Raw genomic sequence first — 12,257 nt, 5'->3', positions numbered from 1 at the left:
ATCCCCCTGCCCTGCCCGCGCGTTGGGGACCGACCGGCGGGCGGGGCTGCCCCCGGTGGGCAGGGTTGCTGCCCCCGCCATCCCTATCGCTCCGGGTGCGGGCGGGGTATCCAGGACTCACCGGCCATCGACCCGAAGGGACGCCGATGAGGACCAGCGACAGTGACGACAAGGCGCACGCCCCCTCGACCGCCCGGACACCCGCGCACGCGCCCGCACCCACGCACGCGCCAGCACCCGCACCCGCACCCGCGCCCGCGCTGCTCGGCCTCCAGGCGTCCGTCGGGAACGCCGCCGTCGTCCGACGACTCCAGCGGGCCGGCCAGGTGCAGCGCTCCGCCGCCGCCGTCCACGACGTGCTGCGCAGCGGCGGCCGCTCGCTCGACGGCGCCACCCGCGCCGACATGGAGGCCCGCCTGGGCGCCGACTTCTCGGACGTCCGGATCCACGACGACAGCGCCGCCCGGAGTTCCGCCGCCGAGATCGGCGCCCGCGCCTACACCTCCGGCAACCACGTCGTCATAGGCGACGGCGGCGGCGACCGGCACACCCTCGCCCACGAGCTGACCCACGTGCTCCAGCAGCGGCAGGGCCCCGTGGCGGGCTCCGACAACGGCTCCGGGCTGAGCGTCAGCGACCCGTCCGACCGTTTCGAGCGCGAGGCCGAGGCCAACGCCCGGCGGGTGATGTCCGGCCCGACCGCAGGCCGCCGAGCCGACCACGCCGCCACCCACGAGGACGAGGAGCACCGGGGCTGAGCCGTCCCGCCCCCGCCCATCAACGGGATCGTTCATCGTTTGTCTACCGCCTTGTCCCATGGTCAGTCCCACGGGGCGCCCCGAACTTTCACGGGCGCGATATGGACGAAAGAGGTACCCGGGGATGAAGGCAGTGAAGGCAGTGCGACGCATGGCCGTCGGGGTGGCGGCCACGGCGCTGGCGCTGACGGGGACGATGCTGGGGGCCGGCACCGCGCAGGCGGCGTACGACCCGACGACCCACACGCTCTGGAACGACGAGCCGCTCTACCCGGGCTGGCACGTCGACTCCGAGAACTCCCGGCTGATCATGCAGTCCGACGGCAACCTGGTCGTCTACCGCGGGTACAACACCCCGAACCCGCTGGCCGTCTGGAACTCCGGCACCCACGTGAACCACTGCGGGTACAAGGCGGTCATGCAGTCCGACGGCAACCTGGTCGTCTACTCCGCCTCCGGGGGCGTCTGCTGGTCCTCCGGCACGTACGGGCACCCGGGCGCCCGGCTGGTGGTGAAGAAGCTCGGCGGCGTCGCCATCTACTGGGGTGACGGCGAGGTCCCCATCGTCACCACGCCCACCAACGACATCCGCATGTGGGCGATGTCCTCGGACCTCTACTGACCACCGCACCGGCCCGGAGCGCCGCTCAGGCGCCCCGTTCGGCGAGCCAGCGGACCAGGTCGGCGACGGACCACTGCGGGCGGGCCGCGAGGCGCGCCGCCACCGACCGCAGGAGTACGGGCAGGTAGCCGCAGAGCTCGGCGACCTCGGCGGCCGGGCCCGGCTCCCGGCGGATCCGCTCGGCGCCGACGACCCGGGCCAGTAGCTCGTACGCGTCGTGCGGCTCCAGCGGGCCGACGGCCAGCCGGGCCGCGTCGGCGGGCAGGGCGCCCGGTTCGGCGCCGGCCACGACGGCCGCGCAGCCCGCCACCGCGGGCAGCAGCGGCGCCGGGTCGGTGACGCCGTCGAGCACGACCAGCACCCGCCGACCGGCGAGCGCGGCCCGGTAGCGCACGCCCAGTTCGCCGACACCGGCGTCCTCGACGGGCCGCTCCCCCAGGGCCCGCAGGAAGGCGGCCAGCACCGCTCCCGGCTCCGCCGTCCCGCCGGCCGCGTACAGCTGCCCGTCCGGGAAGGCGTCCTGGACGGTGTGCGCCAGGTGCACCGCGAGCGCGGAGGTGCCGCTGCCGGCCGGCCCGGACAGGCCGAGCACCGGCGAGGCCCCGGCATCACCGCCGTCGACATCACCGGCACCGGCACCGTCGCCGCCACCGGACCGCAGGATCCGCTCGGCCTCCCGCACCTGGGCCGCCCGCCCGACCAGGTCGGGGATGTCCGGCGGCAGCTGGCAGGGCCGGGCGGGCCGGCGCGGCGGTACCGGGGCGGACGGCGCCGCGAGCTCGGTGTCCCCTCTCCGGATGCGGGCGTGCAGGTCCGCGACCGCCGGTGCCGGTTCGAGCCCCAGCTCGCGGTCCAGCCGTTCGCGCAGCGCCTCGAAGGCGGCCAGCGCCTCGGCCGTCCGCCCGCAGCGGTGCAGGGCCAGCAGGTGGAGGCGCTGCACCTCCTCGTCGCGCGGGTGTGCGGCGGCGAGCGCGTCCAGCGCGGGCAGCGCCTCGGCGTGCCGGCCGAGCGCCAGGTCCAGGTCGTGCAGCACCTTGACGGCGGCATGGTGACCGGCGGCGAGCCGTTCGCGGGCGCGTTCGGCGAAACCGCCGGGCACGCCGTCCAGCGCACGCCCCTCCCACAGCGCGAGCGCGCCGGCGAGCAGCTCCCGGGCCCGCACCGGGTCGTCGTAGCGCAGCGTGACGGCCTCGCCCACCCCGGCCTCGTAGCGGAACAGGTCGACGGCGGCCCGGTCCACCTCCAACCGGTAGCCACCGGCGGTGGCGACCAGCAGGCCGGGGGCCGCGAGGGCACGGCGCAGCCGGTGCGCGTGGGTGCCGATCTGGCCGGCCGGGGCCTTGGGCCAACGGGCGACATCCTCGCCCCACAAGCCCTCGACCAGCCGTTCAGTGGGCACGAGCTGGCCCGGGGCAAGCAGCAGGGCGGCCAGCACGGCCCGCTGCTGCGGCCGACCGAGATCGATCTCGTGGCCGTCACACCGGGCCCGCAGCGGCCCCAGAACACGGAATTCGAGCCCCATGCCCCCACCCCTCGAAGCCATGAGTTCAAGTACACAATCCGTGACAGAGCATAGGTGACCGGATCAGGGGGCGCCGCCGTCCGTACGGAAGTGGCGTGATCCGGGCACCGGACGACATTCGGGGACGGGACATGGTTGACATCGGGGCGTCCGGGCTGCGGTTCGGACTGCTGGGACCACTGCGCGCCTGGCACGGGGAGCGGGAGATCGAACTGGGCCGACCGCAGCAGCGGGCCGTCCTGGCGGTGCTGCTGGACGCCGCCGGACGGACGGTGGCGACGCCGGTGCTGGTGGAGGGGGTGTGGGGCGGGGCCGCACCGGCCGACCCCCGCAAGGCCGTCCAGCTGGCCGTCTCCCGGCTGCGTTCGGCCTTCAAGCCGTACACCGGGCCGGATCCGCAGCGGATGCCGCTGGTGCGGGTCGGCGACGGGTACGCGCTGCGGGTGCCGGACGCGGAGGTGGACGCGGCCCGCTGGGAGGAACTGCTGGCCACGGCCGGACGGCTGCGCGACGAGCAGGCCCCGCCGCAGGAAGTCCGGGAGGTCCTGCTGGCCGCGCAGCGGCTGTGGGTCGGCGAACCGCTGGCCGGGCTGCCCGGGCCGCACGCCGAGGCCGTCCGCTCCCGCCTCGCCGAACAGCGACTTCACGCCAAGGAGACGCGGCTGGAGCTGGACGCGGAAATCGGCGACCACACCGGTCTGACGGCCGAGGCCGCCGCACTCGCCCTGGAACACCCCGAACGGCCCCGGCTGACCGCCGTCCTGATGCGCGCCCTCTACCAGGCGGGCCGCAAGGCCGAGGCGCTCGCCGTGTACGAGGACGCCCGCCGCCGACTGCCGTCCGGCGGGGACGGGCCCACCCGGCACGAGGACACCCGCCGGCCGCCGACGGCCGCCGCCGCTCCGACGGCCGAGGACGGTCCCGCCGCACTGCACCTGCGGATCCTGCGCGAGGACCCGTCCCTGCTGCCCGCCCCCGCCGCCTCCGCCCGCGCCGAACCCGCCGCCGCCTGGCAGCCGCCCGACCAACTGCCCGACGGCCTGGCCGACTTCACCGGCCGCACCGAGGAGGTCGAGACCCTGGTCGACCGCCTCGCCGGGGCCGGCGGCCGAGCCGTCGTGGTCTCCGCCCTGGACGGCATGGGCGGGGTCGGCAAGACCACGCTCGCCGTACACGTCGCCCGACAGGCCCACGGACGCTTCCCCGACGGGCGGCTCTTCGCCGACCTGCGCGGCGCCGACCGCACCCCGCTGGACCCGGGCGCGGTGCTCGCCGGCTTCCTGCGCGCCCTCGGCGTGGCCGCCGCCGAGATCCCGCTCGACACCGGGGAGCGCTCCGCCCTCTACCGCTCGGCACTGGCCGGGCGGCGGGTCCTCGTCGTCCTCGACAACGCCGCCACCCTCGGCCAGGTCGAACCACTGCTGCCCGGCTCGTCCGGCTGCGCCGTCCTGATCACCAGCCGCGTCCGGCTGGCCGGCCTCGCCGGGGCGCACCAGATGCGCCTGGACACCCTGCCGCCCGCCGAGGCATTGGAACTGCTGACCCGGATCGTCGGCGCCGACCGCGTCGACGCCGAACCCGGGGCCGCCGAGGAGATCGTGCGGGCCTGCGGACTGCTGCCGCTCGCCGTGCGCATCGTCGCCTCCCGGCTCGCCGCCGACCCCGCGCTCACCCTGGCCGCGCTCGCCGACGGGCTGCGCCGGGAACACCGGCTGGCCGAACTCAGCGACGGCGAACGGACCGTGGAGGCCACCTTCGCCCTCTCCTACCACCGCCTCGACGCCGAACTCGCCCGCGCCTTCCGCCTGCTGTCCCTGCCCGACGCCCCGGACGTCCCGCTGCCCTGCGCGGCCGCACTGCTCGGCCGCACCGAAGCCGAGACCGACGAACTCCTCGAAGCGCTCGTCGACCTCAACCTGCTGCACTCCCCCCGCTTCGGCCGCTACGGCTTCCACGACCTGGTCCGCGACTACGCCCGCGGCCGGCTCGCCGCCGAGGAGCCCGCCGCCGAACGCACCGCCGCCGCCGACCGGCTGGTCGACTACTGCCTGGCCACCGCCCGCAACGCCGACCGCGCCGCCCGCAAGGCCGACCCGGTCGAACTCAGCCTGCTCGACGCACCCGTCCGCTCCCCCGGGAAGACGATCACGGACGGGCCCGCCGCCGTCCGCTGGATGCGCGAACAGGCCGGCGTGCACGCCTCCGCCATCGCCCTGAGCTGCGCCGACCCGGCGCTGCCGCTCGACCGGGCGGCCGAACTCGCCGACCGGATGGGCTCCGTACTCGCCGAACGCACCCAGACCCGCGACATCGCCGACCTCGCCGACCGCGTCGCCCGCGAGGCCGCCGCCCGCGGCGACCACGGCCCGCTCGCCCTCGCCCGCTACGTGCGCGGCGGCATGCTCTGGCACATCAACCGCTACGCCGAGTCCGAGCAGGACATCCGCCAGGCCGTCGCGCTCTGCCAGGACGACGACGGCGGCAACGGGGCCAGCGGCGACGGCCCGAAGGTCCGCGTCCTCGCCAAGGCCCTGCTCACCCTCGGCGGCAACGCCCGCGTCCACGGCCGCTACGCCGACGCCGCCCGACACGCCGGCCGTGCCGCCGACCTGTTCCGCCGCCTCGGCGCCGAACGCTCCGAGGGCAGCGCCCTCGGCGAGTTCGCGTTCAGCTGCGCCCAGACCGGCCGGCTGGCCGAGGCCCGGGACGCCGCCGAGCGCGGCGCCCGCCTGATGAGCGGCTCCGGCCCGGTGTCCGCTGCCACCGGGCGCTACTACCTGGCCCGGGTCCTGCGCCTGTGCGGCGACCCGGAGGCGGCGCTCGCCCACGCGGCCGGCGCCCGCGACGAGTTCGCCGCCCTCCAGGTGACGGTGTTCGCGGCGGCGGCGGGCGACCTCGCCGCCCGGATCCACGCCGAGGCCGAGCGCTGGCTGCTCGCCGCCGACGCCGCCGAGGCGGCGCTGCCGCTCGCCCGCCGCACCAGCGCCGCCCTGGAGGCCGCGCTGCTGCGCACCCTGGGCACCGCGCTCACCGGCCTCGGCCGCCCCCTCCAGGCCCGTGCCTGCCTGGCGGACGCGCTGGAGGTGTACGAGCGGCTCGGACTCGGCGAGGACGCCGAGCGGACCAGGGCCCTGCTGGACGGCCTGCCGCAGCCCTAGGTCCCGGCCGATCTCGGCGGGCCGGACGAGACCTGGCAGGCCCTGGGCCCGGGGCCCCCCTTGTTGATCACTTGTCTACCGCGGTCCGCGATCTTCTCTCTCGTCAGGTCGCGGACCGCACCAGTGCGGAGCCGGGGCCACTCCCATCGAAGATAGGCGCCACTCATGCCCACGCTCCCGCAGAACGGCCAGGTCTGGACCCTCAAGTCCGCGAACGGAACGGTCGCCGACGTGCGCTCCAGCCAGAGCAGCCCGGGCACCCCGGTCCAGTCCTGGGGCCCCAACGGCACCACCGCCCAGGGCTGGGTCTTCTGGGCCAAGGACGGCGGCAGCTGGCTCCTGGAGACCCAGCTCACCAACGGCAGGCACGCCCCCGGCCAGGCCGTCGTCATCGACTACAACTACTCCACCGGCCAGACCTGGCTGTTCAACGAGCACGGGCAGCCCAACCAGCGCTGGGTGCTGGAGGTCATCGACAACGACTGGTTCCGGGTCCGGACCGTCCGCGGCGACGAGGGCCAGCTGTTCCTCACCGCGGCCGCCCCCGGCGCCCCGCTCACCCTCACCAAGCAGGACGACAACAACCCGGCGCAGCGCTGGCAGCTCATCCCGGCCGGCGGCCAGAACGGCGGCGCCGGCGGCCAGCAGCAGCCCCAGCCCCAGCCGCAGCCGCAGCCCGGCGGCGACTTCCGCACCGAGATGCTGGCCTCCGTCAACACGGAGCGCGGCCGGGCCGGCCTCCAGCCGCTGCGGCTCGACGACCGCCTGAGCGCCGCCGCCCAGCGGCACGCCAACGACATGGCGTCCCACGACCTCACCCAGCACGACGGCACCGACGGCAGCAACCCGTGGGACCGCATCCACGCCGCCGGCTTCCAGTTCCGCTCGGCCGCCGAGAACGTCACCCCGGGCAACAGCGTGGCGGAGGCCATGCAGATGTGGATGAACAGCCCGCACCACCGCGACAACATCCTGGGCCGCGACTTCACCTCCATCGGCATCGGCTACACCCCCCGCCAGCGCGGCAACTGGGGCCGCTACGTCCAGACCTTCGCCCAGGCCTGACCTCCCCGCCCCCTCAGCCGTCACAGCAGCCACAGCAAGCAAGGAGCCACCCTCATGTCCTCGAACGCGGCGGACCTGATCCGCGTCGCCCGAGACGAGGTCGGATACCAGGAGGGCCGCAGCGGCTCGCACTGGAACAACATCCAGAAGTACTCCCCGACCGTCCCCGGCCTGGAGTGGTCCCAGGGCGAGGCCTGGTGCGCGACCTTCGTCGCCTGGTGCGCCCAGCAGTCCGGCAACGCCGGGCTGTTCCCGGTGACGGCCTCCTGCGCCGAGGGCGTCGCCTGGTTCAGGGACCGCGACCGCTTCACCGACTACCCGGTGATCGGCGGCCAGGTGTTCTACGGCCCCGGCGGCGGCAGCCACACCGGCATCTGCGTCGCCTACACCAGCTCCACCATCACCACCGTCGAGGGCAACACCAACGACGACGGCAGCTCCGAGGGCGACGGCGTCTACCTCAAGACCCGTGACCGCAAGTCGAGTTGGGTGTACGGGTACGGTGTCCCGGACTTCGCCGACGGCGTCATCCTCGCCGACCCGCAGTGGCGGGACCGCCAGGGGGCGGTCTACTTCGGGCAGGAGGCCTCCGCCGCCGACCAGCCGAACGGCGGCGCCCGGCCCCAGGCCGACAGCAGCGGGGACGGAGGCGAGGGCGGCTACGAGCCCTTCCCCGGCGCCGACTTCTTCCAGGACGGCCAGAAGAGCGACGTCATCACCCGGATGGGAGAGCGCCTGGTCGCCGAGGGCTGCTCCGCCTACGCCGAGGGCCCCGGCCCCGAGTGGTCCGGGGCGGACCTCGAATCCTTCCGCAACTGGCAGCACAAGCTGGGTGACTCCGGCAGCGACGCCGACGGAATCCCCGGCCCCAAGCAGTGGGACGCCCTCCAGGTCCCGCGCGGCTGACGCCGCACCTCGACCACACCCGGATCCACCACACCCAAGAAGGAGAACCCGATGAAACCCGTCACCCGTACCCGCAGGTTCCTCGCCGGGCTCGGCGCCGTCGCGGCCGTCGCGGGGGCGGCCGTGGTCACCGCCCCGGCCGCGCACGCCGCCGGCTGCGAGCTGGCGCCGAACCTGCAGACCGTCACCGCCGTCTACAACGGCGCCACCGGCGTCCTGGACCTGCCGGCCAACACGGAGAGCAACGGCCGGCGGATCGGCGTCTACCAGGGCAACCAGAGCCCCGCGCAGACCTGGTCGTTCTGGGGCTACTGCGACGGCACCACCGCCATCTCGCACGGCTCGGCCGGCAAGGTCGTCGACCTCGACACCGGCTCGGGCGCCGTCCAGCTCTGGGACACCCCCGGCGGCTGGGACGGCCTCAACCGCCCGGCCGGCGACTGGCTGCCGGCCAACCAGAAGTGGATCCGCACCAGCGAGGACCGCGGCTGGTACCTGATCCAGAACGTGGCCACCGGCCAGTGCCTCAAGTCCAACGGCGTCGCCCAGCTCACCTCGGTGACGTCCTGCAACGGCAGCGACCCGGCCCAGCGCTGGAAGATCGGCTGACGGCTCCCCGAGAGGGGTCCGACGGTTCCGCCCGGGGCGCGAATCGTCGGACCCGACCCGTCCCCGGTCCGTTCGCCGACTCCGGCGGGCGGACCGGTCCGCGCCCACCACCCTCCGCCCGAGCCACCCCTGGGCCGGCGGAGGGGTTCGTCGGCAAGCCGGTCCTCGACCCGCTCGCCCACGAGTGGGCCCCGTGACACGCCGCCGAACCCCTCCCCGACGGCGTGTCACGGTCAGGCGTCCGCCGTCACCGCGCTGCGGGCGTCTCACGCTCCGGCGTCCGCCGCCACCGTGCCGCAGGCACCCGCACCGTCACCGTGCCGCAGGCACCCGCGCCGTCACCGCGCCACAGGAACCCGGTGGATCCGCAGGAAGGCGTCGACACCGAGCGCCGCGATCCGGGCGAGTTCCTCGTCCGCCACCGGCAGGGCGCCCCAGAACGAGCGCTCGGCGACGCCGTGGAAGGTCAGCAGCGTGAACTGCTCGGCGGTCTGCGGGGCGTCGTCGACGGCCAGCAGGCCTCGGTCCGCGATCGCCTCGAACCGCTGCGCGAGGTCGCGCTGCGAGGCGATCGGGCCGGCCTCCAGCCACGCCTCCAGGACGTCGGCCGGGATGTTGGCGACCTCGGCGCGGATGGCCCGGCCGAGCGCGCCGCGGTCACCGGCCGAGAGGACGGCCCGGGCCCGTTCGACCGCGAAGTCGGTGAGGCCCCGGCGCAGGTCCACCACCCGGTCGAGGTGCTTGTCCATCAACTCGCGCATGGTGTCGGTCAGTTCGGCCGAGTTCTGGAGTGCGACGGAGAGGAAGAGGGTCTCCTTGTCGGCGAAGTGGTTGTAGACCGTGCGCTTGGACACCCCGGCCTCCGCCGCGATCGCGTCCATGCTGGCCCGGACGTATCCCTCGCGCCCGAACACCGCCGTCGCGGCCCGCGTGATCGCCTTGCGCTTCTCCGGCCGTCCCGCTCCGCCCGTCGCCGCCACGGCGTCACTCCTCATCTACCGGGACTCTCGAAAACTGCCCGGTGTAGTGTCTCCCGAGCCCGCCTGAGCCGGGTTGCCATCGAACAAGGGTGCTCTATGCTGCCTACAACCTCTACACCCGTGTAGAGGGAATTCAACAGCACGCCTGCCCCCGACCGGAACACGGAAGCCGAGCGCGGGAACCGGCCGGCCGAACAGCAGCGTCCAGAAGTGGCAGCGCACAACGGCTCATCACACGAGGACCGGGCGCAGGCGCCACAGGGGCGCAAAGCACGGGAACACCGGGGGTGAGTGCGTGGCGGGGCGGCGAGGACGGACGTCCAACCAGGAGGCACGCGGGCGAACGCCCGGCCAGGAGACGCAGGCGCGGACGACCGACCAACGGACCGCCGACCAGCGGTCACCGGGGCGGACACCCGACCGGCGGGCACCGGGGCGCACCTCCGACCAGGGATCCCGTCGGCGGGCGAGCAAGGCCCCCGTCCGCCCCTTCCCCGGCGGAGCGGCCCTGCCCGTGGCCCTGGCCGTGGGGCTGCCGGCGGTGGGCGCCGGGATCGACGAGCTCTCCGGCCCCGGCATGGGGACGGCCTTCCTGGTGGGCGCCGTGCTCGGCACCGGCCTGGCGGCCGCACTCAGCAGCCGCAATGGCTGGTGGTGGGTCCTCGCCTCCACTCCGCTGCTGGTCCTGGGGGTGACGGCCGGCGCGGAACTGCTGGCCAACGGCGACGCCTACCGGGGCAAGAACCTGGCCACCGGCTCCGCGAAGTGGGTGGTCCACGACTTTCCCGTGATGGCCGCGGCCGCCGCAGCGGCCGCCCTGGTGATCGTGGTCCGGCTGGTCCGGGACCGGAGGAGGGACCATGGCTGAGAACCCGCAGACCCGGGACGGCGGCCGCGCCGCCGCGCCCCCGACCCGCCGCACCTCCCCCCTGCTGATCGCGGGCCGGACGCTGGCCTGCTCGGTCGCCCTGGCGGTGTTCGCCGCCAGCGGGGTGGTCTGGTACGAGGTGACGTCCCTCACCGACGGGATGACCACCTCCAACGCCATCGCCGAGACCAAGAAGAACGCGCCCAAGCACCTCGACAACTCCGTCAACATCCTGCTGATCGGCCTCGACAGCCGCAAGAACATGGACGGGACGGACCTGCCGCCGGAGTTCGTCCAGGACGAACTGCACGCCGGCCACAGCTCCGACATCGGCGGCTACAACACCAACTCCCTGATCCTGCTGCACATCCCAGCCGGCGGCGGCAAGGCGCAGGCCGTCTCCATCCCCCGTGACGACTACGTCATGACCTACACCGGGGACGGCAAGCAGGCCGGCATGCGCAAGATCAAGGAGGCCTACGGCGAGGCCAAGGAGAAGGCCACCCCGGCCCTCCAGGCGAAGGGGCTCAAGGGCGCGGACCTGGAGAAGGCCGGCCGCGACGCCGGCCGGGCGGCCACCATCCAGACCGTGCAGAAGTTCCTCGACCAGCCCGTCGACCACATAGCCGAAGTCAACCTGATGGGCTTCTACGACATCGCCAAGGCCGTCGAGCCGATCGAGGTCTGCCTCACCCACGACACCAAGGACCCGGCCATGGAGGGCCAGGGCTCCGGTGCCGACTTCCACAAGGGCATCAACAAGCTCAACGCCTCCCAGGCGCTCTCCTTCGTCCGCCAGCGCCACAACCTGGACGGCCCGGACGGAAACAGCGGCGACTTCGCCCGCACCCACCGCCAGCAGGCCTTCATCTCCTCCGTCGTGCACAAGCTCAAGCAGGACGGCGTCATCAGCGACCTCGGCAAGCTGCAGCAGCTGTTCGGCGTGGTGCAGAAGGACCTGGTCATCGACAACGAGTGGAACGTCCTCGACTTCGCCCAGCAGGCCCCCAACCTCACCGGCGGCAACGTCGAGTTCAACACCCTGACCTTCGACGGCTTCGGCACCCGCAACGGTCAGGACGTCAACCTGGTCACCCCCGCGAAGCTCCAGAAGGTCGTCAAGCAGATCTTCGGCTACGCCGACTCCGCACCGGCCGCCCCCGACGCGGCGGGCGACACGCCCGCCCCGGCGGCCCCCTCCGCTCCGGCCACGACCGCGCCGCCCACCACCAAGGCCGCCGCCCCCACCACCGTGGACGTCTTCAACGCCTCCACGGCCGCCGGGGTCTCCTCCACCGCCGAATCCAAGGCCCTGGTCGCGATGGGCTTCAAGGCGGGCAAGACCGGCAGCGCCGCCGCGAAGCCCAAGACCACCACCGTGGCCTACGGCAAGGGCGCCAAGGAGGCGGCCGACCAGATCGCCGCCCGCTACGGCGTCACCGCCACGGAGTCCGCGTCGGCCCCCGCCGACCGGGTGGTCGTCACCCTCGGCACCGGCTTCACCGGCGCGACCGACGACAAGACCGGCGCCGCAGCGCCGGGCGGCGGCGCGACCGGGGCCCCGTCCGACCCGGCGGCCAACCTGCCCGTGCAGGGCCCGTCGGTCGACGCCCAGAGCGACGGCGGCATCCCCTGCGTCTACTGACACCCCGCACCTGACGCGCCGCACCGAGCCGTGGGGAGGCTCCCACCAGGGAGCCTCCCCACGGCTTTTCCCGCGGCGCCCCCTCGGCCGATGGCCGAGGGGGCGCCGCAGTGACCGGACCGGA

9 protein-coding genes and 1 pseudogene are annotated in these 12,257 nt (G+C 74.5%); 8 read left to right on the top strand and 2 right to left on the bottom strand.

The window, feature by feature from the left end:
* Window positions 1–146: 146 nt before the first annotated feature.
* Together AB0O19_RS11500 and AB0O19_RS11495 are read left to right on the top strand one after the other, a co-directional pair.
* Window positions 147–692: pseudogene (locus AB0O19_RS11500) on the top strand (DUF4157 domain-containing protein); the annotation flags it as partial.
* A 190-nt stretch (window positions 693–882) separates the two neighbouring features.
* Window positions 883–1,380, top strand: a complete 498-nt coding sequence (locus AB0O19_RS11495; protein ID WP_363619171.1) for a hypothetical protein — start codon at window positions 883–885, stop codon at window positions 1,378–1,380.
* A gap of 25 nt (window positions 1,381–1,405) precedes the next feature.
* Here AB0O19_RS11495 and AB0O19_RS11490 read toward each other — a convergent pair whose 3' ends face one another.
* A complete protein-coding gene (locus tag AB0O19_RS11490; protein WP_363619170.1) occupies window positions 1,406–2,902 on the bottom strand; it encodes a BTAD domain-containing putative transcriptional regulator in 1,497 nt (498 codons plus the stop codon).
* A 131-nt stretch (window positions 2,903–3,033) separates the two neighbouring features.
* On the opposite strand from AB0O19_RS11490, the gene AB0O19_RS11485 reads away from it, so the two are divergent.
* The 4 genes from AB0O19_RS11485 to AB0O19_RS11470 all read left to right on the top strand — a co-directional run bounded on the left by AB0O19_RS11485 (window position 3,034) and on the right by AB0O19_RS11470 (window position 8,640).
* On the top strand, window positions 3,034–6,060 hold the full coding sequence (locus AB0O19_RS11485; RefSeq protein ID WP_363619169.1) for a BTAD domain-containing putative transcriptional regulator: 3,027 nt from the start codon (window positions 3,034–3,036) through the stop codon (window positions 6,058–6,060).
* A 165-nt stretch (window positions 6,061–6,225) separates the two neighbouring features.
* A complete protein-coding gene (locus AB0O19_RS11480) occupies window positions 6,226–7,125 on the top strand; it encodes a CAP domain-containing protein (protein WP_363619168.1) in 900 nt (299 codons plus the stop codon).
* 54 nt (window positions 7,126–7,179) lie between these two features.
* Window positions 7,180–8,031 carry a peptidoglycan-binding protein gene (locus tag AB0O19_RS11475; RefSeq protein WP_363619167.1) on the top strand — a complete coding sequence of 284 codons (852 nt, stop codon included), beginning with the start codon at window positions 7,180–7,182 and terminating at the stop codon, window positions 8,029–8,031.
* 51 nt (window positions 8,032–8,082) lie between these two features.
* On the top strand, window positions 8,083–8,640 hold the full coding sequence (locus tag AB0O19_RS11470) for an RICIN domain-containing protein (RefSeq protein WP_363619166.1): 558 nt from the start codon (window positions 8,083–8,085) through the stop codon (window positions 8,638–8,640).
* Between the two features lie 338 nt (window positions 8,641–8,978).
* Here AB0O19_RS11470 and AB0O19_RS11465 read toward each other — a convergent pair whose 3' ends face one another.
* Window positions 8,979–9,635, bottom strand: coding sequence for a TetR/AcrR family transcriptional regulator (locus AB0O19_RS11465; protein WP_363619165.1), 657 nt, complete (start codon window positions 9,633–9,635; stop codon window positions 8,979–8,981).
* A gap of 499 nt (window positions 9,636–10,134) precedes the next feature.
* Between AB0O19_RS11465 and AB0O19_RS11460 the strand changes: the two genes are divergently transcribed.
* Window positions 10,135–10,488: a DUF6542 domain-containing protein gene (locus AB0O19_RS11460; protein WP_363585403.1), complete on the top strand. Its 354-nt coding sequence runs from the start codon at window positions 10,135–10,137 to the stop codon at window positions 10,486–10,488.
* A complete protein-coding gene (locus AB0O19_RS11455; RefSeq protein ID WP_363619164.1) occupies window positions 10,481–12,133 on the top strand; it encodes an LCP family protein in 1,653 nt (550 codons plus the stop codon). Before AB0O19_RS11460 ends, AB0O19_RS11455 begins: the two co-directional genes overlap by 8 nt.
* Window positions 12,134–12,257 lie beyond the last annotated feature (124 nt).

Source organism: Kitasatospora sp. NPDC091276 (assembly GCF_040684355.1).
In the GTDB taxonomy this organism is placed as follows: Bacteria; Actinomycetota; Actinomycetes; order Streptomycetales; family Streptomycetaceae; genus Kitasatospora.
The sequence above is the reverse complement of the archived record's forward strand: the minus strand, read 5'-3'. Positions and strand labels throughout refer to the sequence as shown.